At 60.4% G+C, this 20,487-nt stretch carries 18 protein-coding genes; 9 read left to right on the top strand and 9 right to left on the bottom strand.

Annotation, left to right across the window (positions count from 1 at the left end):
• Window positions 1-205 precede the first annotated feature (205 nt).
• Both IG629_RS10425 and IG629_RS10420 read left to right on the top strand, forming a co-directional pair.
• Window positions 206-2,284, top strand: coding sequence for a methyl-accepting chemotaxis protein (locus tag IG629_RS10425; protein ID WP_193171888.1), 2,079 nt, complete (start codon window positions 206-208; stop codon window positions 2,282-2,284).
• 225 nt (window positions 2,285-2,509) lie between these two features.
• Window positions 2,510-3,034, top strand: coding sequence for a GrpB family protein (locus IG629_RS10420; RefSeq protein ID WP_193171887.1), 525 nt, complete (start codon window positions 2,510-2,512; stop codon window positions 3,032-3,034).
• 29 nt (window positions 3,035-3,063) lie between these two features.
• On the opposite strand, the gene IG629_RS22945 is transcribed toward IG629_RS10420, so the two are convergent.
• The 3 genes from IG629_RS22945 to IG629_RS10405 form a co-directional block, all read right to left on the bottom strand.
• Window positions 3,064-4,215 (bottom strand): methyl-accepting chemotaxis protein, encoded by a 1,152-nt coding sequence (locus IG629_RS22945; RefSeq protein WP_193171886.1) that lies wholly within the window; start codon window positions 4,213-4,215, stop codon window positions 3,064-3,066.
• Window positions 4,216-4,749: a PAS domain-containing protein gene (locus IG629_RS10410; protein WP_193171885.1), complete on the bottom strand. Its 534-nt coding sequence runs from the start codon at window positions 4,747-4,749 to the stop codon at window positions 4,216-4,218. It abuts the gene before it with no gap.
• Window positions 4,750-4,941: 192 nt separating this feature from the next.
• Window positions 4,942-5,883, bottom strand: a complete 942-nt coding sequence (locus IG629_RS10405; RefSeq protein ID WP_193171884.1) for a GlxA family transcriptional regulator — start codon at window positions 5,881-5,883, stop codon at window positions 4,942-4,944.
• Window positions 5,884-5,967: 84 nt separating this feature from the next.
• Here IG629_RS10405 and IG629_RS10400 point away from each other — a divergent pair, with 84 nt between their 5' ends.
• The 5 genes from IG629_RS10400 to IG629_RS10380 are packed head-to-tail and all read left to right on the top strand — an operon-like array spanning window position 5,968 to window position 12,308.
• Entirely contained in the window at window positions 5,968-6,876 is a 909-nt protein-coding gene (locus tag IG629_RS10400) for a BKACE family enzyme (protein WP_193171883.1), read from the top strand.
• Window positions 6,873-8,315: a carnitine 3-dehydrogenase gene (locus IG629_RS10395; protein WP_193171882.1), complete on the top strand. Its 1,443-nt coding sequence runs from the start codon at window positions 6,873-6,875 to the stop codon at window positions 8,313-8,315. Before IG629_RS10400 ends, IG629_RS10395 begins: the two co-directional genes overlap by 4 nt.
• The gene (locus IG629_RS10390) at window positions 8,315-9,475 is read left to right on the top strand and encodes an acyl-CoA dehydrogenase family protein (protein ID WP_193171881.1); all 1,161 of its coding nucleotides are present in this window, start codon (window positions 8,315-8,317) and stop codon (window positions 9,473-9,475) included. Before IG629_RS10395 ends, IG629_RS10390 begins: the two co-directional genes overlap by 1 nt.
• A gap of 6 nt (window positions 9,476-9,481) precedes the next feature.
• A complete protein-coding gene (locus IG629_RS10385) occupies window positions 9,482-11,530 on the top strand; it encodes an acetate--CoA ligase family protein (RefSeq protein ID WP_193171880.1) in 2,049 nt (682 codons plus the stop codon).
• On the top strand, window positions 11,523-12,308 hold the full coding sequence (locus IG629_RS10380; RefSeq protein ID WP_193171879.1) for a carnitinyl-CoA dehydratase: 786 nt from the start codon (window positions 11,523-11,525) through the stop codon (window positions 12,306-12,308). The genes IG629_RS10385 and IG629_RS10380 overlap by 8 nt, the downstream gene beginning before the upstream one ends.
• A 7-nt stretch (window positions 12,309-12,315) precedes the next feature.
• Here the strand turns inward: IG629_RS10380 and IG629_RS10375 are convergent, their stop codons facing one another.
• The 6 genes from IG629_RS10375 to IG629_RS10350 form a co-directional block, all read right to left on the bottom strand.
• Window positions 12,316-13,956: a Na/Pi cotransporter family protein gene (locus IG629_RS10375; protein WP_193171878.1), complete on the bottom strand. Its 1,641-nt coding sequence runs from the start codon at window positions 13,954-13,956 to the stop codon at window positions 12,316-12,318.
• A 42-nt stretch (window positions 13,957-13,998) separates the two neighbouring features.
• The gene (gene phnE / locus IG629_RS10370; protein ID WP_193171877.1) at window positions 13,999-14,823 is read right to left on the bottom strand and encodes a phosphonate ABC transporter, permease protein PhnE; all 825 of its coding nucleotides are present in this window, start codon (window positions 14,821-14,823) and stop codon (window positions 13,999-14,001) included.
• Window positions 14,823-15,635 carry a phosphonate ABC transporter, permease protein PhnE gene (gene phnE / locus IG629_RS10365; RefSeq protein ID WP_193171876.1) on the bottom strand — a complete coding sequence of 271 codons (813 nt, stop codon included), beginning with the start codon at window positions 15,633-15,635 and terminating at the stop codon, window positions 14,823-14,825. Before phnE (IG629_RS10365) ends, phnE (IG629_RS10370) begins: the two co-directional genes overlap by 1 nt.
• Window positions 15,632-16,477: a phosphonate ABC transporter ATP-binding protein gene (phnC, locus tag IG629_RS10360; protein WP_193171875.1), complete on the bottom strand. Its 846-nt coding sequence runs from the start codon at window positions 16,475-16,477 to the stop codon at window positions 15,632-15,634. The genes phnE (IG629_RS10365) and phnC overlap by 4 nt, the downstream gene beginning before the upstream one ends.
• A 68-nt stretch (window positions 16,478-16,545) precedes the next feature.
• Window positions 16,546-17,505: a phosphate/phosphite/phosphonate ABC transporter substrate-binding protein gene (gene phnD, locus IG629_RS10355; protein ID WP_028467005.1), complete on the bottom strand. Its 960-nt coding sequence runs from the start codon at window positions 17,503-17,505 to the stop codon at window positions 16,546-16,548.
• Window positions 17,506-17,802: 297 nt separating this feature from the next.
• The gene (locus IG629_RS10350; RefSeq protein WP_193171874.1) at window positions 17,803-18,282 is read right to left on the bottom strand and encodes a MarR family winged helix-turn-helix transcriptional regulator; all 480 of its coding nucleotides are present in this window, start codon (window positions 18,280-18,282) and stop codon (window positions 17,803-17,805) included.
• A gap of 340 nt (window positions 18,283-18,622) precedes the next feature.
• On the opposite strand from IG629_RS10350, the gene ectA reads away from it, so the two are divergent.
• On the top strand, window positions 18,623-19,123 hold the full coding sequence (ectA, locus tag IG629_RS10345) for a diaminobutyrate acetyltransferase (RefSeq protein ID WP_205620695.1): 501 nt from the start codon (window positions 18,623-18,625) through the stop codon (window positions 19,121-19,123).
• A gap of 67 nt (window positions 19,124-19,190) precedes the next feature.
• Window positions 19,191-20,465: a diaminobutyrate--2-oxoglutarate transaminase gene (gene ectB / locus IG629_RS10340; protein ID WP_028467002.1), complete on the top strand. Its 1,275-nt coding sequence runs from the start codon at window positions 19,191-19,193 to the stop codon at window positions 20,463-20,465.
• Window positions 20,466-20,487 lie beyond the last annotated feature (22 nt).

The following is a 20,487-nucleotide window of genomic DNA, read 5'->3' as shown; positions in this document are numbered from 1 at the left end:
GGGCCGTTTTCTATTGTTCAGAATTAGTGGCGCGCAATAAAAAGCCAAGCTCTCGGGTGAAAGCCTGGCTTTGAGACAGCTAACGTGATTGTCCGGCGGCATTGTTATCAAATGGGCGTGCCGGTATGTCGGCATACGGGCTCCGTTTTACCGGTTCCAGTGTCGTCCTTTCAGCGTGAATGTCATCTCGAAACCTGCTAAGTCCATGACTCTTGGTAAAAAATCAGAATGTGATCCATCGGCCATGAAATTCAAACACAAGATCATGGGTGCGTTGCTGGCAGCGGGTATCCTGCCCATGATCGTAAATTCCGTGTTCGATATCTCCCGCACGTACAACATGGCCGAAGAAGCGGCCCGTGCAGAAATCGCCTCCGTCATCGACCTGAAAGGGGAGATGGTCGAAACCTATTTTGGAACACTTCTCAGCATTGCCCGCACGCTTGCAATTAATCCAGTCGTCACTGATGCAACGCGGGTTTTTACCGCCGCTGTTGACCAGCTAGACACGTCTGAAGATGTTGCCGTACGCACCCGGAACCTAAGGGAGCGTTATCTCTATCAACAGGAAAACACAACAGGGGCCACGTCGGCCGATCTGGCCCGATGGATGAAGATCGACCCGGTCGCGGAGAAGCTTCAACACCTTTACATTTCGGACAATCCCCGAAAAATTGGTGAGAAACACCTGCTTATGGCGGCTGACGATACGAGTCGATACTCAAGCCTGCATCAGCTCTATCACCCATTTTTTAAAGAGTACCTGGAAGAATTCGCGTTCTACGACATCTTTCTGTTCGAGCCCAAAGAAGGCCGTATCGTCTACTCTGTCTTCAAAGAGCTCGATTATGGCACCTCCTTCGTTGACGGTCCTTACAGCGGCTCGGCTTTTGGACGTGCAGTTCAACAAATTATTCGCGATCAGTCGGATGGCCTCGTCTTTGTAGACTTCGAACCCTACGAGCCATCATACAATCAGGATGCCTCATTCTTGCTTGCGCCCCTCAAGGACAATGGCGAGTTGATCGGTATTATTGCTTTCCAGATGCCGGTCGATCGTATCAACGCTATTGTAAACAAGGAAATTGCGGGCTTCGAGACCGCCGAAACCTTCCTTATCGGGTCAAACGGGCAACTCCGCTCCGTTCCGGAGAACGCTGACAACCTTGCCATTGGGTCATCTTTGTCCAGCGAAGTTGTCACAAAGGCCCTTGGTCGTTCGGAAGGACTTATTGCCGCGGAAAATCATAGAGGTGTACCGGTAATCGCCGGGTTTGAGCAGGTGAGCCTGCCTGGGCTTGACTGGAAAATCATCCTCTCCGTCAGGGATGAAGAGGCGATGGCGGATGCCTATGCCTCGGTCAGCGACGCCCTTATCAGACTTGGTGCGTTCAGCCTGCTCATCTTGGCTTGCGGCTATGGTTTGGGTGTTTATCTCCTGCGTCCTGTTCAGGCACTCGGCAGAGATTTTCATGAAACCGTCGTCGGCGCGATGAATGCTCTGCATAAAGCGTCAAAACAGTCCAAGATTGCAGCGGAATCGATGGTCACAATGGCGGAAGCAACAAGCCGTCAAGGTTCTGTTGTCAAAGAAAACTCGGTTGCGGCAGCTCAAAATGTTTCCGTCGTCGCGGCCGCGATGGATCAAATGGCATCCTCTATTCAAGAGACTGTCAAAGGCGTGACTAAGACCTCAAGCCTCACTGATGATGCGTCCGAAAGGGCGAACGTAGCGACGTCTTCGCTCCAGCATCTGGAAACCGCAACACAACGGATCGCCGGTGTGGTCACCTTAATCAAAGACATTGCCAACAAAACCGACCTTCTTGCTCTGAACGCCTCTATCGAGGCGGCCCGGGCAGGAGATGCCGGGCGCGGTTTTGCTGTTGTCGCGGAAGAGGTCAGAAAACTAGCAAACCAGACAACCAGTTCCACTGAGGAAATAGGCACAGAAGTCGACAATGTCACCAATGCTGTCCAGGAGAATGTTTCCTCCATTCTCGGGATCACTCAGGCCATCGAGCTTGTCCGTGACCAAGCAACGACCATGTCTGCCTCCGCCGAAGAGCAAGGCGCCGTGACGTCAGAGATCACCGGCAACATGCTTGATACGGCTCAACGTGTATCGGCTGTTGATGAAAATATAGGGGGTGTTGAATCGGCCTCAGCCGACGCGGCCGTTGCAGCAAGAGACGTGATGCAACAGATGCAAAGCGTCGATGAAGCCGAAAAGAAAGTTATTGAAGCAATTGATGCTTTCCTCAAGAAATTCAAAGATATTTAGCCTTGGGGAAAGCCTTGAAGGTCGCGTAATGCGAACTCTCGCAGATTTCGTCGGACTCTGTCACAGGAAAGCAGGTAGCGCCGATATGAGGATATAATCGTCTGACGCGATCAATCTTCTATGTGCGCATTCAGATCCCGGTGAAACGGCTCTGGCGGATAGGAAGGTCGTTCAGTTACGTTGCCGGATGCCGCGCAACACCAAGGCAGGAGCTGTGACACCGCGATGCGTGATGACGGCGAGTCGATCGGTCTGCGGCAGGGAACACTTGCCATTATGCGGTATGATCCCGTGTGGGCCGGGCTATTCGAAGAGGAGTGCGCAAGCATCTGCGCGGCCGTGCCGGAACTCGAACTGACTGTTGACCACATCGGAAGCACCGCTGTTCCAGGACTATCGGCGAAGCCGATCCTCGATATCGCTGTCCGTGCCTTGCCCATTCATGAAAACCGCATCGCGGCAGCGCTTGTACGCTTGGGCTATATCGATCGGGGCATCCGCAGCGGCCGTCTTTTCATCCGTCTCCGAGGGACTGATATTCGGACTCACAATCTTCACTTATATGCACCGGACGATCCGGACTGTCGCGATCAATTACTTTTCCGCGATGCTCTTAGACAAGATGCTCAACTCTGCAAGCGCTATGCCTCACTCAAGCACGATCTTGTGGATGCGCTTGGCGGGGCACGTGCCGGCTATGCTGACGGCAAGACCGACTTCGTCAGAGCCGTCCTTTCCTCAGCGGGTTGAAGATTTACTCCACCCCAGAAGGATGGAAATCAGACTACAGTCCGAACCCTGTTCAGGAAATCGCCGACGACGGATCTCAATGATTCCGCCTGCACTGACAGTTCGGTCGCCGCACCATTCACTTCGTGTGCCGTGCGGTTGGTTTCCTGTGCCGACGCGGTGACCGCGGTGATGTTTTCCGTCACTTCGGTGGTCCCAGCTGAGGCCTGCTCGATATTGCCGGCAATTTCCCGCGTGGCGGCGGACTGTTCCTCCACCGCAGCGGAGACGGCTGCGTTCGCTTCGCTGATCGTGTTTACCTGGGTGGAGATGTCGCGGATACCGGTGATGGTGTGTTTGCTTGCTTCCTCGATACTCCGGACGAAGCCGTTGATTTCCTCGGTTGCGCCGCTGGTCTGATTGGCCAGCGCCTTGACCTCGTTTGCAACCACGGCAAAGCCTTTGCCAGCTTCACCGGCCCGCGCAGCTTCAATTGTGGCGTTGAGTGCAAGCAGGTTCGTCTGTTCGGCGATCTCGCTGATGATCTTGAGGGCGCCGACGATGTTCGCGGTTGCCTGTTCCAGACTGTCCACGCGCTGGGTCACCTGACCCGTGAGAGCGGCGGCGTCATTGGCGACGCTGGATGCGTGCGAGACCTGCTGGCTGATTTCCGTGATCGAGGACGAGAGCTGCTCCGAGGCCGAGGCAACGGACTGGACATTGACCGAGGCTTCCTCGGCGGCAGCGGCCACTGAGGTCGCCCTCTCGCTCGTGTCCGACGCGATATTCTGCATCGACTCAGAAGAGGACATCAGCTCGGTCGACGCGGAGGCGACAGTCTCGACGATGCTCTGCACGGTCGCCTCGAAGGCAGCGGTCGCACCGGAAAAGTCCTGGACCCGCTTGTCGATTGCCGCCAGGGCGGTGTTGACGGAACGGGATGCGTTCAGGAAGTCTCCCTGCATCCCGGTCTCAATGATCTTGCGGTAATACTTGTTCTCGCTGACATGGGACATGCAGGCTGCGGATTCCCGAAGATAGGAATCGCAGCGGTCGACGAGATCGTTGATCAGGTGGAGCAGTTCCGCTGTCTCCGAATTTCCGGAGATCTGGGTAATCCGCTGATCGAAATCACCTTTTACGAGCTTCTTCAGGACGGGAATGGCGGCCTTGACGTCCTTGGTGCTGGCTGATCCGAACATCTAAACCCCCAATGCAAACATGAGTTCGTTGAATGACATGTTCTTCGAGCGGAGAAGGTCGAGGACATGCTTTTCGCCGGCTGCCAGGGCATCCTTCGGGCTGCCGGCACTGCGCTCTATCTTGAGCAGCTGTGTGTAGAGCGGCTGGATATGCTCGCGGATCACGTCGTGGTTCGGCGCGCGCCGGTTGCTGTGATAGCCGATGATCGACTTGTTCGCGCCAAAGTTCGGGGTCACATGGGCGAGGACCCAATAGTGATCGCCGTTCTTCGCCCTGTTATTCACGTAGGCGAAGATCTCGTCTCCGCCCTTGATGGTGTCCCACAAGAGTTTGAACACCGCGCGCGGCATCTCCGGGTGGCGGATGATGTTGTGCTGCACGCCGATGCATTCGGCAGGCGTGTAACCGGCGAATTTGTAAAATGTCCGGTTTGCGTACCGGATTTTTCCGGCGACATCCGTCTTGGTGACGATCAACTCGTCCGGCGCCAGCGATCGCTCGACGCGGGTTAGAGGCGCATTTTTATTGTGCATTTAACACCTGTCAGTACTGAAGCAAGCCGCGCCCCGTGTCGGGAGCAGCAGCGATAACCCAAGGAATCAGGGGGTAAGGCGGAAGGTCAGATTGTTCGGCATGCATAGCTGGAGATGCGGAAAATTGGAAGACGCATCATGGATTGAGATGTTTTGTCGCAATTTCTTCACTGTGGGATAAGGCTTTAGCCCTCATGCCCCGAGATTGCGGGGCGCCCGGCCGTGCGTGGCGCGGAATGCGCGTGTGAAAGCGCTCGGATCGGAATAGCCGCAGCGTAGGGAAATCTCGGCAATCGAGAGATCGCCGTCGCGCACCAGCCGCAGTGCTTCCGCCATGCGGAGCTGACGGTAGACGGTCCTCGGCGTTGCTCCGAAGGCCCGGCGGAAGCGGTCTTCCAGATCGCGTTGCCGGCATCCGGCAGCGCGGGCCAAATCGGCAACGGATAACGGTGTTTCCAGATTGCCTCGCATTACTGTCAGCGCCCTTTGCACCCGGCGGTCACCTGGCGTCGTCCCTCCGCGCGCGCCGGCATTCTCGTCTCCTTGCATGAAAAGGCCGGCGATTTCGATGGAGATTGCGGCGCCGTGTGTTGAGGCAATCAGGTGCTGCATCAGCTCGAAAGCGGTCGTGGCCCCGCCTGCACTCATCCGGTCCCGGTCGACGATCCAGCGCTCCCGGACGGCGGTCACGTCCGGAAAGCGTTCCGAAAAGCGCTCGAACTCGTCGAAATGAATGGTCGCACTGTAGCCGTTCAGCAGGCCCGCCTCCGCCAGCAACCAGCTCCCCGCATCAAGCCCGGCCAGCGTCTCGAACCGGTGTGCGGCCGCCCGGAGCGCGTCGAGGCAGGCAGGCGTGCCGTAGGTCCGGTAGGCGTAGCTTGGCAGGATGAACAATGCATCGCCGCCGGGCATGTCCGACAGTTTGCCGTCGGGCATCAGCTGCATGCCGCTTGAGGACGTGACCGGCCCACCATCGAGGCTAAGCAGGCGCCAGCGATAGGCGGTGCGGCCGAGAGCATCGTTCGCGGCCCGCATCGGCTCGACGGTGTTGGCGAGGCAGTAATTGGAAAAGCGGTTGAACAGCAGGACCGCGATTTCCTGGGTGCCGTCGCTCTGATTGATCCAAATGGGCATGATAAAGAGCTAAAACGGCATGATGACTTCTGTCAACGCATCCTAGGCTGGCGGCGTTTGAAAGACTGCTTATGGGAGTTTGCGATGCCGCTCGACATGAACCGCGAGGTTTTCATCACCTGTGCCGTAACCGGTTCCGGAGGCACGCAGGACCGCAGCCCGCATGTGCCGCGCAGCCCGCAGCAGATCGCCGAGAGCGCGATTGCCGCCGCCAAGGCGGGTGCGGCCGTGGTGCATTGCCATGTGCGCGATCCCGAAACCGGTGCGCCTGCCCGTGACCTGAAGCTCTATCGCGAACTGACAGACCGTATTCGCGATGCCGAGGTGGACATGGTGCTGAACCTGACATCCGGCATGGGCGGCGATCTGGTGTTCGGCAGCCCGTCCCAGCCGCTGCCGCTGGTCGAGGGCACGGACATGATCGGTGCCGAGGAACGTGTCGCCCATATCGCCGAGTGCCTGCCGGAGCTCTGCACGCTCGATTGCGGCACCATGAACTTCGCCGAAAAAGACTACGTCATGACCAACACGCCCGGCATGCTCGAGGCGATGGGCTCGATGATGACGAAGCTCGGCGTGAAGCCGGAGATCGAGGCTTTCGATACAGGTCATCTCTGGCTGGCCAAGAAGTTGGTCGATGACGGTGTGCTGGAAAGCCCCGCCCTGGTGCAGCTCTGCATGGGCGTGCCGTGGGGCGCGCCGGACGATCTGAACACGCTGATGGCAATGGTGAACAATGTGCCGGCTGACTGGAACTGGTCGGCCTTCGCGCTCGGCCGGCACCAGATGCCCTATGTCGCCGCTTCCGTGCTGGCTGGCGGCAATGTCCGCGTTGGCCTGGAAGACAATCTCTGGCTCGCCAAGAGACAGCTCGCGACCAACGCGCAGCTGGTCGAGAAGGCGGTCACCATCATCGAAAATCTCGGCGCGACCGTGATCGGCCCGGATGCCGTCCGCAAGAAGCTCGGCCTCGTGAAGCGGGCCCCGAAATGAGTGCTGCACGCAAAACAGCCGCCATTATTGGCGGCGGCGTCATCGGTGGCGCTTGGGCGGCGCGCTTCCTGCTGAACGGTTGGGACGTCCGGCTGTTCGATCCGGATGCGGAAGCCGAGCGAAAAATGGCGGAAGTACTGGGCAATGCCCGGCACGCCCTGCCGATGCTGTACGAGACCGCACTCCCGGCGGAAGGCACGTTGAGCCACGTCGAGACCATTGCGGATGCGGTCACCGGTGTTGACTGGATCCAGGAGAGCGTGCCCGAGCGGCTCGACCTGAAACACAAGGTCTTCGCGGAAATCGAGGCGGCCACCGGTGTGCAGACGCCGATCGGCTCTTCCACCTCCGGCTTCAAACCCTCGGAGCTGGGTGAGGGGGCTGTAAATCCGGGACGTATCTTTGTCGCCCATCCGTTCAACCCGGTCTATCTGCTGCCGCTGATCGAAGTGGTGCCGGGGCCGGGGGCGGACCTGGGAGTGATCGAGAAGGCCGAGGGCCTGTTGCGTTCCGTTGGTTGCTACCCGCTTCGGGTCCGGGCCGAGATCGACGCCCATATCGCCGACCGCTTCCTCGAAGCTGTCTGGCGGGAGGCGCTCTGGCTGGTGAAGGACGGTGTCGCGACCACCGAAGAGATCGACAATGCGATCCGCTACGGTTTCGGCCTGCGCTGGGCGCAGATGGGCCTGTTCGAGACATACCGGATTGCTGGCGGCGAAGCGGGCATGGCCCACTTCATCGCCCAGTTCGGCCCGTGCCTGCAATGGCCCTGGACCAAGCTGATGGACGTGCCGGAGCTGACCGACGATCTGGTGAAACAGATCGCGGACCAGTCCGACGCCCAGTCCGGCGCACTGTCGATCCGGGAACTGGAACGGCTGCGGGATAACAACCTCGTCGCCATGATGCGAGCGCTGAAGGGGCAGGGCGCCGCCGTCGGCAAGCTGATCGCCGAACATGAAGGCACGCTGGCCAAACCGGCGACGGAAGGCGCGCTGGTGCGCTCCGTGGACCGGATCGTGCCGGTCGACTGGACCGATTATAACGGCCACATGAACGAGAGCCGGTATGGCCAGGTCTTCTCGGACGCGGCTGACGCGATGATGAAGCTGGTCGGTGCGGATACCGCCTATATCGATAGCGGCAAAAGCTACTTCACGGTCGACAGCCGCATTCGCTACCTCAACGAAACCCTCGCCGGTCAGCGCATTCATGTCGACAGTCAGGTGCTTGAAGGCAAGGGCAAGAAATATCGCGTCTTCCACCGGATGAAGAACGAAGCGGGTGAGGAGCTGGCGACGGGCGAGCAGCTTATGATCCATGTGGATCTGACCACCCGCAGTTCTTCTGTGCCGGATGCCTCCGTTCTGGAAAAGCTCGAAGCCCTTGCGGCGGCTCATGCCACGCTGCCGCAACCGGATCCGTCGGAGGTGCTCTGATGCATTTCGGGCTGAGCGAAGAGCAGGAGATGATCGTCTCCACGGTGCGGGATTTCGTCGAGACCGAGATTTATCCACATGAAGCCGAGGTGGAGAGGACTGGCGAGGTGCGCCCGGAGTTGGCCGAGGCGATCAAGCAGAAATGCCTCGATATCGGTTTCTATGCCTCGAATTTCCCCGAAGAGGTTGGCGGCGGCGGGCTGAACCATCTCGATTTCGCGCTGGTCGAGCGTGAGCTTGGCCGTGGCTCCATGGCGTTGACCCATTTCTTCGGCCGTCCGCAGAATATCCTGATGGCCTGCAAGGGTGACCAGATCGAGCGTTACCTGACCCCGGCGGTTAAGGGCGAGCGGATGGATGCGCTTGCCATGACGGAGCCGGGGGCCGGGTCTGACGTGCGCGGCATGACCTGTTCGGCGAAGCGGGACGGCGGCGACTGGGTGCTGAACGGCAGCAAGCATTTCATCTCCGGCGCCGATCATGCGGATTTCATCATCGTCTTCGTGGCGACCGGTGAGGACGACACCCCGCGCGGCCCGAAAAAGCGGATCACGACCTTCCTTGTGGACCGGGGCACGCCGGGCTTCACCATCCGCGACGGCTACAAGTCCGTCAGCCATCGCGGTTACAAGAACATGATCCTCGAATTCGACGATTGCCGTCTGCCGGACGCCCAGGTTCTGGGCGAGGTCGATGGCGGGTTCGAGGTGATGAACGAATGGCTCTACGCCACCCGCATCACGGTCGCCACCATGGCCGTCGGCCGGGCCCGGCGTTGCTTCGACATGGGACTTGCCTATGCCGCCGAGCGCAAGCAGTTCGGCCAGGCCATCGGCAAGTTCCAGGGCATCAGCTTCCAGCTCGCCGACATGATCACAGAGATCGACGCGGCCGACTGGCTGACACTCGCGTCGGCCTGGAGGCTCGATCAGGGGCTGCCGGCCAACCGGGAGATCGCCAGCGCCAAGGTCTACGCCTCGGAGATGCTGGCACGGGTGACAGACGCCACGCTGCAGATCTATGGCGGCATGGGGCTGATGGACGATTTCCCGATCGAACGGTTCTGGCGCGATGCCCGGGTTGAGCGGATCTGGGACGGCACCTCGGAAATTCAGCGTCACATTATCAGCCGGGAACTTCTCCGGCCGCTGGGCGCCTGACGCATCATGACATCAGGTCTTGAACGGCTGCTCCGGCCCCAATCCATCGCAGTGATCGGGGGCGGCGCCTGGTGCACGAATGTCGTCGCCGAATGCCGCAAGATCGGCTTTGAAGGCGCGCTCTGGCCGATCCACCCGAAGCGGGAGGAGATCGCAGGCGTTCCGACCTATGCCTCGATCGCGGATCTGCCGGACGCGCCGGATGCCACTTTCATCGGCATTAACCGCCACGCCACCGTCGATGCCGTGGCGGAACTGTCGGAGGTGGGGGCGGGCGGCGCCGTTTGTTTCGCAAGCGGTTTTCGCGAGGCGGACAGGGAAACCGGTGACGGTGCGGCCCTGCAGGAGCGGTTGCTGGAGGTCGCGGGCGGCATGATCCTGCTCGGCCCGAACTGTTACGGGTTGATCAATTATCTCGACGGTGCGGCCCTCTGGCCGGACCTGCATGGCGGGAGCCCGGCCAAAAGCGGTGTGGCAATCGTCGCCCAGTCATCCAACATCGCCATCAATCTGACCATGCAGCGGCGTGGCCTGCCGCTGGCCTATGTGGTGACCGTCGGCAATCAGGCGCAGACCGGTTTCGCCGAAGTCGGCATGTGCCTGCTGGACGATCCTCGTGTAACAGCGCTTGGCCTTTATATCGAGGGTGTTGGCGATCTCAGGGCTTTCGAGGCGCTGTCGGAGAAGGCGCGCAGGCTCGGCAAGCCCATCGTTGCGCTCAAGGTCGGCCGGTCTGATGAAGCGCGGACGGGGGCTGTCTCTCACACCGCCTCCCTTGCGGGGAGCGATGCAGGCGCGACGGCGCTGCTGGAGCGGCTAGGCATTGCCGAAATACGCAGCCTTCCGGCCCTGCTGGAGACCCTGAAACTGCTGCATGTGACAGGGCCTTTGCCATCGAACAGGATCGCTTCCATGTCCTGCTCCGGCGGGGAGGCCAGTCTGATGGCCGACACCGGCTTGTCGCGCGGCGTTGTCTACCCGCCGCTGGAAGACGCGCAGCGCTCGGATCTTGCCGGTGCGCTCGGCCCGAAAGTGACGCTCGCCAATCCGCTCGATTATCACACCTATATCTGGGGCGACGAAGCGGCGGTCGAGAAGACCTTTACCGCCATGATGCAGGGCAGCGGTCTTGCGCTCGGGATCGTGGTGCTCGACTTTCCGAAGGTTGAGCTCGGCGGCGCCGCCGAATGGAATCAGGTGATCCGCGCTGTCCACAAGACAATGGCGAACAGCGGAAAGCCGATGGCGATCCTCGCGTCCCTGCCGGAGAACCTTCCGGAAAAGGTGGCGGAATCCCTGTTCGATCTCGGTATTGTGCCTTTCACCGGCATGGATGAGGCTCTGACCGCGATCGCTGCCGCGGCCTGGCTTGGGGCGGATCGCTCGCCTTCCGAGCCGCTGCTTCTTCCCGGGACGCCGGGAAATCTGCGCACTTATGCGGAGCGGGAGGCGAAAGAGGCTCTGGCCCGTCAGGGCCTTTCCGTGCCGAAGAGTATCGAGGCGTCTAATGCGGAAAGTGCGGCGGCGGCCGTCGGCGAAATCGGTTTTCCCCTGGTGCTGAAAGGCATCGGGATTGCGCACAAGACCGAGGCGGGGGCGGTCCGGCTAGGGCTCGCAAGTGCGGAAGATGTGCGTGTAGCGGCTTGCGCCATGCCGACGGAGCAGTTCCTTGTCGAGCAGATGGTCTCCGGGGCTGTCGCGGAATTGCTGGTCGGCGTGACGTTGGATCCGGCGCATGGTTATGTTCTGACGCTTGCCGCCGGCGGCGTGCAGACGGAGATATTGAAGGATAGCGCGATGCTGCTGCTGCCCGCCTCTGATGCGGAGATCGAGGCGGCGTTGGACAGGCTCCGGATCGCGCCGTTGCTTAACGGTTATCGCGGTGCGCCGCCTGCGGACAGGGTGGCGATTGTCGCCGCTGTACAGGCCGTGCAGGATTTCGTGGCCGCCCATGACGGGCGGGTCAGCGAAGTGGAAATCAACCCGCTGCTCTGCTTGCCCGAGGGCGCGGTTGCAGTGGATGCCCTGATCAGGATGGGAGACGACAATGAGTGAAGGCCCGATCAAGACCCGGCGCGATGGCCATGTGCTTGAAGTCACGCTGGACCGGCCGAAAGCCAATGCCATCGATCTCGCGACCAGCCGGATCATGGGGGATACCTTCGCCGCCTTTCGGGACGATCCGGAGCTGCGGGTCTGCATCGTCACCGGTGCGGGCGAGAAGTTCTTCTGCCCGGGCTGGGATCTGAAAGCGGCCGCCGCCGGTGATGAGGTCGACGGGGATTACGGTGTTGGCGGCTTTGGCGGTCTGCAGGAACTGCGCGGCTTGAACAAACCGGTGATCGCGGCTGTGAACGGGATCTGCTGCGGCGGCGGGTTGGAGCTCGCTCTCTCCGCCGACATCATCCTCGCCGCCGATCACGCGACCTTCGCGCTGCCGGAGATCCGCTCCGGTACCGTGGCTGACGCGGCGACGGTGAAGCTGCCGAAGCGCATTCCCCATCACATCGCCATGGAAATGTTGTTCACCGGGCGCTGGATTGAGGTCGAGGAGGCCGCGCGCTGGGGGCTGGTGAACCATGTCTACCCGGGCGCGTCCCTGATGGACGAGGCGCGGGCGCTCGCCAAGCATCTCGCCTCAGGCCCGCCCTTGGTCTTTTCCGCCATCAAGGAGATCGTCCGCGAGGCCGAGGACATGACCTTCCAGGACGCCATGAACCGGATCACCAAACGCCAGTTCGAGACCGTCGACCGGCTCTATTCATCGGAAGATAACCGGGAAGGCTACACCGCTTTCGCCGAAGGCCGCGATCCGATCTGGAAGGGGCGCTGACGCGGCTCTATTCGTCCCGCAGACGGCTTTCTGCGATCTGGCCTGTGGATTCCAGGATCGGATAGGCGACCGAGGTGATGTGGCTGTTTATCCGCTTCAGGTCCCGCAGCACGTCGAGATGCAGGGAAGAGCTGTTCAGCGACTCCGTCTTGCCATCGCGGATGCGATTGTAGTGCGCTTCTGAGTATTTCTGCTCCAGCTCGCGGATATGGACCTTCTGCTCCATCAGGCGTCTGGCGAGACGCGCATCGCCGGTCATGAAGATGCTGAGCGCCAGCTTCAGGTTGGCCAGCACGTCGCTGTGCAGTGCCTCCAGCTCCTCCAGCCCGTCCTTGGAGAAGACGCTGCCGTCTTTCAGCTTCTTGGCCGCAAGTTCCAGCAGGTTCTTGTCGATGATGTCGCCGATATGCTCGAGATTCGTGGTGAAAGTCAGGATCTCGACAACGCGGCGGCTTTCCGCCGGGTCCAGTTCCTGCCGGGACAGTTTGGTCAGATAGATCTTCACGGCTTCGTGCAGGGAGTCGACGATGTCGTCCTCGCGCTCGATCTCCTTGATCTGGTCGAGGGTGCCGTTGCGCAGCACGTCCATGGTCCGGGACAGCATGTATTCGACGGTGTCGCCCATCCTAAGGGTTTCCCGGGCGGCGGCGGAAAGCGCCACTGACGGCGTGTCGAGGCTTTCCTCTTCCAGATGCTTCGGGGCGAGGACGTCGTCCGGCCCGGCCCGGTCCGGCAGGATGCGGACGACGAGACGCGCCACCCAGCCGACGAACGGTAGGAAGATTATGGCGACCACGAGGTTGAAGCCGGTATGGACGTTGGCGATCAGGTGCGCTGAATCGACCGAAAAGTCCGCAAAATACGGCACGATCCAGGGGATGAAACCGAAGGTCAGAATGACCCCGGTTGCGCGCATCAGGAGATTGCCGACAGGCACTCTGCGAGCAGCGGGATCAGAGCCCCAGTTCATCGCCACGGGGGTGATGGCGCTGCCGATATTCGCGCCGAGCACCATCGCGATGGCCAGATGTATCTCCATCACGCCAAGCGAAACCATCGTCATGATCAGGACAACCACGGTCAGGCTCGAATGGGCGATCCAGGTCAATAGCGCAGCGAACAGGATCGCCAGCAGCGGCTCGCTCTGCAGCGGGGCAAGCAGGAGGGACACAGTCGGCCCCTCGCGCAGTGGAACCGATGCCAGCATGACCATCTTGATCGCCAGCAGCATCAGGCCGAGGCCGATGAAGAACCGCGCGATCGCCCGGCGGCGGGAGTTTTCCGACGACAGGAAAGCGGTGACGCCGATGAACAGGAAGACCGGCGACATCCAGGAGACGTCGAAAGCCAGAACCTGAACAACGATGGTGCTGCCGACATCCGCACCGAGCATGAGAGCCAGGCCGGCAGGAACGGCAATCATCCTGCGGCCGCCGAACGACCCGACGATCAGGGCCGTTGCCGTGCTGCTCTGCAGGATGGTTGTGACGCCGAGGCCGGTGAAGAACGAGCTGAACCGGTTCCGTGTGGCCGCAGAGACACCTCGGCGAATCCCGGAGCCGAAGGCCCGTGTCACTCCCGTACGCACCATGCGGACGCCCCAAAGAAGCAGGGCGACTCCGCCGGCAATGTTGATCAGTAGTTCCATGGGCCTGTCCGCGCCTCGGCCGGGCGCTGTTTGATAACGCTGCTAGATAATTGCGTGCCGCACTTTGGCCGACACCCACTCGCTGACCAGCACCGTGATCAGGATCAGGATGAAGATTATGGTCACCTGGGGCCAAGCGAGGACATTCAGCGACTCTTGCAGTCGCAGTCCGAGCCCGCCGGCACCGACCAGCCCGAGAACTGTTGATTCCCGAATATTGATGTCCCAGCGGAACACAGTGATCCCGGCGAAGGCGGGAAGGATTTGCGGCACGACCGCGTAATCCATGATCTGCGCCTTGCTGGCCCCGGTGGCGGAAACAGCCTCGACCTGGGTAGCGTCGATTTCCTCGATGGCTTCATACAGAAGCTTCGCAACGAAACCGATGGACCGGAAGGCGATGGCGACAATGCCGGCCATCACGCCGGGACCGATGATTGCCACCAGCAACAGGGCCCAGATCAAGGAGTTGATCGAGCGGCTGGATACAATGATCAGCAGGGCGACGGGCCGAATGAAGCGCGTGCTGGGCGTGGTGTTGCGGGCAGCGAGAAAGGCAACGGGGACTGCCATGAAGAGCGCCAGCAGGGTGCCGAGCGTGGCAATCGCGATGGTGTCCCAGAGCGGCTCCAGCAGGTTGGGAAGGTACTCCCAGCGCGGCGGGACCATCCGCGATCCGATATCCAGCGCTTGACGTGGAGCGTCATAGACGAAGGCCCAAATCGTGGTCTTCGTCATAATCTGCCAGCAGAATATGAAGAAAGCGGCCAGTACCAGCCAACCCAGCCAGAGAGCAAGCTCCTGCTTGGTCGTGCGTTTGCGCCAGACCGGCCCGGACGTCACTTGTTCGGATGAAGTATCTGTCATCACTGGAGCCATTTCCGCACGTAGCCTGATGAATATTCAGCCGCCATCACGATCAGGATGATCAGGATCAGAATTGCGGCGGCGGAGTCGTATTCGTACCGGTCCATCGCCGTATTCAGCGTGGCGCCGACACCGCCGGCCCCGACAATGCCGATGACGGCGGACTCGCGGAAATTGATGTCCAGGCGATAGAGGCTGAGCCCGATCAGGCGCGGCATGACCTGCGGCTGGATCGCGTAGGTCACGATCTGCCACCAGCCGGCGCCGGTTGCACGGACGGCCTCGGCCTGACTCTCGTCGATATCCTCGATATCCTCGGCCAGCAGTTTGGCGAGGAAGCCGATGGTGGCGAAGGAAAGGGTCAGGAACCCGGCAAAGGGCCCGAAGCCGAACATCGCGACGAATAGAATAGCGATGATGATTTCCTGAAAGCTCCTGGACAGGGCAATGATCGCCCGGCAGACAGCATAAACAGGTAAGGGGGCGATGTTCCGGGCGGCACCGATCCCGATCGGGACCGAGATAGCGACGCCGGCCACGGTCGAGGTGACAGCCATCGTCAGGCTTTCTTCCATGCCGATCAGGATGTCTTCCCAGCGGCTGGTGAAGTCAGGCAGGAGGAAGCCCTGAATGAAGCGGAGGCCGCGGTCGAGACCTTCCCAGACGCGCATCCAGTTGACCTCGACCGAGCCTACGGCGAGGACCATGTAGAGCAGCGCGCCGAGATAGAGCGTCCAGCGCAGCCAGGCGCGCTTGATGAAGGGGGGACGCGACCAGGTGGTCGGAAAGGCGGGTGCGGTGGCCGTCGTCATGTCAGCCCCGCAAGACGTTCGCGGTCGAGTGCGGCGGCAATTTCCTCGGCACTGTCTTCTGTGCCTTCAGCATCTTCGTCGACCTTGCGGATTGTCGCGGACCAGTCTTCTTCACCGTAGATCCGGGTCAGCACGTCCGCATCCAGCTCATCCGGGCTGCCGTCGAAGACGACTTTGCCGCCCTGCAGGCCGATGATGCGTTGCACAAATTGCTGAGCGAGAGCCACGTCATGAATGTTGATGATGGCGGGCAGGCCGCGCTCGTCGCAGATCTCGATGATGAGACGCATGATCTGGCGTGAGGTTTTCGGATCGAGCGAGGCTGTCGGCTCGTCGATCAGTAGCAGGTCCGGATCCTGCTCGAGCGCCCGGGCAATGCCGACGCGCTGGCGCTGGCCGCCGGACAGGGCATCGGCCCGCTTGTTTACATGCGCGCTCAGACCGACTCGGTCGAGCAGGCGGTAGGCGTTCTCGACGGATTCCGGCGGGAATTTGCGAAAGAAGCTGCGCCAGAAACCGACATAGCCGAGACGTCCGGAAAGCACGTTCTCCATGACGGTGAGGCGTTCGACCAGGGCGTATTCCTGGAAGATCATACCGATCCGCCGCCGGGCCTGACGCAGGCCGCCGCGGCTCAGTTGCGTGATATCAAGATCGCCCAGAGAGATTTTCCCGGCCGATGGCTCAACCAGCCGGTTGATGCACCGGATCAGCGTGGATTTACCGGCTCCCGATGGCCCGATCAGGCCAACGACCTGACCGGGCTCGACCGTGAAACTCACGTCGGTGAGCGCCCGATCGCCTGTCCCATAGACTTTTGACAGACCTTCAAGTCGCAACATTAAGGGCGCTCCTCAACTCATTTTGGCGATCGCTTGGAGCGATCGCCTGTCAGGTTCAATCGGGTGGATTACTTGCAGGCGTAGGAAACGCCGTTGGCCGTGTCGATCTTCCGGATCACGTCCCAGTATTCCTTGTAGGTGATCGGGATGAACTGCTCTTCACCGGAGCGCTTGAACTCTTCTTTAAGAGCCGAGCCTTCCCAGTTGAAGCTGAAGAACGCTTCCTTGATCTTTTCCTGCAGTTCCGGCTTCAGGTTATAGGCATAGCCGAAGCCGGTGGTCGGGAAGGTCTGCGACTTGTAGATCGAGACAACCTGATCCTGCTTGATCACGTCGCGGGCGACCATGCGGTGCCATACGGAGTTGGCGATGGCGGCAGCCGGGTAATCCTTGTTGGCAACGCCGAGGATGGAGTTGTCGTGCTTGCCGGAGAAGACCGGCTCGAAATCGCGCTCCGGAATCATATTGTAGTCGGCTTTCAGGATGGCGGAGGGTGCCTTGAAGCCGGAGTTCGAGGTCTGCGAGGTGAAGGCCATCTTCTTGCCCTTGATATCCTCGACCTTCTCAATACCGCTGCCCGGATAGGTGATGATTTCCATGTTGTAGCCGAAGTTACCGTCCTTCGACGCCATCATGGCGAAGGAAACGAAACCGGCGCAGTTCACGGCGAGTGGGTTGGAGCCGGTGTTGAAGCCCGCGACATGCAGGCGGCCGGCGCGCATGGCTTCAATCTGGGCGGCGTTGGACTGAACCGGGAAAAACTGGACCTTCTTGCCGGTCACGTCTTCCATATGGCGCAGGAAGCCGTCCCACACCTTGGCATAAACGGCCGGATCTTCGACCGGCGTATAGGCGAAGATGAGGGTGCTTGGGTCGACCTGCTGGCTCGGATCGGTCGGCGTATCGGCGACCAGATCGCCATTCTTGTCCTGGAACCGCGCATCGAGGGCGAAAGACATGCCCGACCATCCCATGGTCACGGCGCCGAAAGCTGCGGCTGCAAAACCGATAATCCCGCGTCTATCCATAACGGGTAACCTCCCTGTTTTTCCGATTGGCCCTTCCTTTAGCGGAAGTGCGGTTTCATTTGAAGATGTAGGCTTTCGTTCGAAAGCAAACTTTTCGACAGAATGAGCGAATTGTCGAGAGGAACCGTAGAGCGGGGTGTAGAATCTTCCGGCGAAAAGGCGCGCCAGCAGGACATCTCCCTCCTTCCGTAAGCCGTTATCCGGGATTTAGGCAAATCAACGGTGCGTTCGAATCGCACCGTTTGCTGGGGAAGGCTTGTTTCTGGGGAAGGCTTGCGGACTCGGTTTTGCAGTGGGTCAGGCTTCGCGGTCGAGTTCGCCGATATCCAGCACCGGCGCCGCGTCTATTTCCTCGGCGTCGAGCATCGTGGCGATCCGCTCCAGGCTGGCCACCAGCATCATCTGCTCCCAGTCCTTGAGCTTGTCGAAACGCTGCCGGAAGACTTCCTGCAGGTCGTCCGGCGCCTTGGCGAGCTTGATGTGTCCACTGTCGCTCAGGCGAAGCCAGACCTGACGGCGATCACTGGAGCCGCGCTGCTTTACCACCAGCCCCTTGGCTTCAAGCTTGTGGACCAGGGATGTTGTTGTCGCCTGGGTGATGCCGAGCCGGGCTGCGATGGTCCCTGCTGTGCACTCACCTTCGTCGGCAAGGGTTTGCAGCAGCAGAAGCTGAGACGCGGTCAGGCCGGATTCCCGGGATAGCGCCCGGGCCCGGTTTTCAGTGGCCCGCAGGATGCGCCGCAGAACGACCAGGGCGTGTTGTGATTGGTGGTCCATCGTGACTCCGAAAGCTCGCGGCGCGACTATGAACCGTGTCGGCGATAGCGAGAATTTATTTTAGTTTTACGGGCTAAATATATTTACGAATTTTGCGATGCTCTCTTTCTTGTTGGCGCCATTTGGGGGCGTAATTACGACATGAATCCAGTGCGTGGCGACTGAAAAACAGTGGGTTTTTGAATGTGAATTTTTATAGTGTTCTAATTGCGACGCAGTGTCGGACATTGACAAAATTAGTTTGTCTAACTAAATAACGGCCACCTACTCAAGAGGGGTGGCTATGAAGATCGAGATATCTAAAGACGGATCCCGCCATAAAGCGGGCCGAAAAAATGGTGTGACCTTTCGTCGTCCGACATCGACGGACGGTGCGTCAGTGTGGAACCTGATAGGTGACCTGGACGCACTCGACGATAATTCCATGTACTGCAACCTCCTGCAGTGCACGCATTTCGCGGAGACCTGCGTGGTTGCGGAGTTGGACGGGGACGTGATCGGCTGGGTATCGGCCTATCTTCCGCCCGCCAAGTCCGGAACCCTGTTTGTCTGGCAGGTCGCGGTTGCTCCCCAGGCGCGCGGACGAGGGCTTGCGAAAGCCATGCTGCGCGACCTGCTGAAGCGGGGCGCCTGCGAGGATGTCACGCATATGGAGAGCACGATTACCAAGGACAACGAAGCGTCCTGGGCTCTCTTCCGGTCGATTGCCGGGGAGATCGAAGGCGATCTCAATCACAATCCCCATTTCCGGCGCGATCAGCATTTCGATGGTGAACACGCGACGGAACATCTGGTCCGCATCGGGCCAATCGAGCGCGAACGCTACGCCAGCGCGGCCTGATCGCCGCTGCCGTGCCTTCTCCCGGCGCTCGCCCAGCAAAAAAATATCAGGCTACAAGGAGCCGACAATGACAACGGATCTCTCCATTTACGAGAATGTCGAATCGAACGTGCGCAGCTACTGCCGCAGTTTTCCGACGACCTTTACCAGTGCCTCCGGCGCGGAAATCACCGGCGCGGACGGCAAGACCTATATCGACTTCCTGGCCGGCTGCTCATCCCTGAATTACGGGCATAACGACGAGGACATGAAGCAGGCGCTGGTCGACTACATCACCAGCGACGGCATCACCCACGGTCTCGATTTCCATACCGAAGCCAAGGGCGCCTTCCTGGAAGCGTTCGACCGGATCATCCTGCAGCCGCGCGAGATGGATTATCGGCTGCAATTTACCGGCCCGACCGGCGCCAATGCCGTCGAAGCGGCATTGAAGCTCGCACGGAAGGTCACCGGGCGTGACCGGATCGTTGCTTTCACCAACGGCTTCCACGGCGTGACGCTCGGTGCGCTTGCCTGCACCGGCAACGGCTATCATCGCAAGGGCGCGTCCCGCCCGCTCGATGGTGTCGACCGCATGCCGTACGAGGGCGCGCTCGGCAATGGTATCGACTCCCTCAAGGTGCTTGAGGAAATGTATCGCAATCCGTCCAGCGGTTTCGAGGCGCCGGCAGCCTTTATCCTGGAAACAGTCCAAGGCGAGGGCGGTCTGAACGATGCCAGCGCCGAATGGCTGCAGGGCGTCGAACGACTGGCCCGCGAGCTCGGCTCGTTGCTGATCATCGATGATATTCAGGCCGGTTGCGGCCGGACGGGCACCTTCTTTTCCTTCGAGAAGATGGGCATTGCGCCGGACATCGTGACCATGGCGAAGTCGCTCTCCGGCATGGGCCTGCCCTTTGCCATGGTGCTGCTGCGTCCGGATCTCGATATCTGGTCGCCGGCTGAGCACAACGGCACGTTCCGCGGCAACAATCACGCCTTCGTCACGGCCCGGGTCACTCTGGAGAAATTCTGGTCCGACGCGAGCTTCTCCCAGAAGGTCGAGGCAAAAGCTGAGTTGCTGGAAGAGCGGCTCAAGAAAATCGCCATCAAGACCGGCGGCAAGGTCAAGGGCCGTGGCATGTTCCGCGGCGTCGATGTCGGCTCCGGCGAGCTGGCGGACGAGATCTGCCGGGAATGTTTCGAGAACGGCCTGATCATCGAGACCTCCGGCGCCTTTGGCGAAGTGGTCAAGGTGCTGGCGCCGCTGAGCATCGATGTTGGACTTTTTGAGCAGGGCCTCGACATTATGGCCAATGCTGCCGATAGCGTGATCAAGGCTCGGCAATCCAAAGCAGCCTGATCTCCAGATCCGATTTCAAATA

This window comes from Nisaea nitritireducens, from assembly GCF_014904795.1.
Lineage (GTDB): Bacteria > Pseudomonadota > Alphaproteobacteria > Thalassobaculales > Thalassobaculaceae > Nisaea > Nisaea nitritireducens.
Note: the sequence above shows the minus strand (reverse complement) of the source record. Positions and strands in the feature narration are given on the sequence as shown.

Bases quoted from the DNA above. Each gene is read 5' to 3' on its own strand.
- phnE (WP_193171877.1), bottom strand. From the start codon at position 14,823: ATGACAGATACTTCATCCGAACAAGTGACGTCCGGGCCGGTCTGGCGC.
- IG629_RS10425 (WP_193171888.1), top strand. From the start codon at position 206: ATGACTCTTGGTAAAAAATCAGAATGTGATCCATCGGCCATGAAATTC.
- IG629_RS10400 (WP_193171883.1), top strand. From the start codon at position 5,968: ATGCCGCTCGACATGAACCGCGAGGTTTTCATCACCTGTGCCGTAACC.
- phnC (WP_193171875.1), bottom strand. From the start codon at position 16,477: ATGTTGCGACTTGAAGGTCTGTCAAAAGTCTATGGGACAGGCGATCGG.
- ectB (WP_028467002.1), top strand. From the start codon at position 19,191: ATGACAACGGATCTCTCCATTTACGAGAATGTCGAATCGAACGTGCGC.
- phnD (WP_028467005.1), bottom strand. From the start codon at position 17,505: ATGGATAGACGCGGGATTATCGGTTTTGCAGCCGCAGCTTTCGGCGCC.
- IG629_RS10350 (WP_193171874.1), bottom strand. From the start codon at position 18,282: ATGGACCACCAATCACAACACGCCCTGGTCGTTCTGCGGCGCATCCTG.
- IG629_RS10395 (WP_193171882.1), top strand. From the start codon at position 6,873: ATGAGTGCTGCACGCAAAACAGCCGCCATTATTGGCGGCGGCGTCATC.
- IG629_RS22945 (WP_193171886.1), bottom strand. From the start codon at position 4,215: ATGTTCGGATCAGCCAGCACCAAGGACGTCAAGGCCGCCATTCCCGTC.
- IG629_RS10405 (WP_193171884.1), bottom strand. From the start codon at position 5,883: ATGCCCATTTGGATCAATCAGAGCGACGGCACCCAGGAAATCGCGGTC.
- IG629_RS10420 (WP_193171887.1), top strand. From the start codon at position 2,510: ATGCGTGATGACGGCGAGTCGATCGGTCTGCGGCAGGGAACACTTGCC.
- IG629_RS10375 (WP_193171878.1), bottom strand. From the start codon at position 13,956: ATGGAACTACTGATCAACATTGCCGGCGGAGTCGCCCTGCTTCTTTGG.
- IG629_RS10390 (WP_193171881.1), top strand. From the start codon at position 8,315: ATGCATTTCGGGCTGAGCGAAGAGCAGGAGATGATCGTCTCCACGGTG.
- IG629_RS10410 (WP_193171885.1), bottom strand. From the start codon at position 4,749: ATGCACAATAAAAATGCGCCTCTAACCCGCGTCGAGCGATCGCTGGCG.
- IG629_RS10380 (WP_193171879.1), top strand. From the start codon at position 11,523: ATGAGTGAAGGCCCGATCAAGACCCGGCGCGATGGCCATGTGCTTGAA.
- phnE (WP_193171876.1), bottom strand. From the start codon at position 15,635: ATGACGACGGCCACCGCACCCGCCTTTCCGACCACCTGGTCGCGTCCC.
- IG629_RS10385 (WP_193171880.1), top strand. From the start codon at position 9,482: ATGACATCAGGTCTTGAACGGCTGCTCCGGCCCCAATCCATCGCAGTG.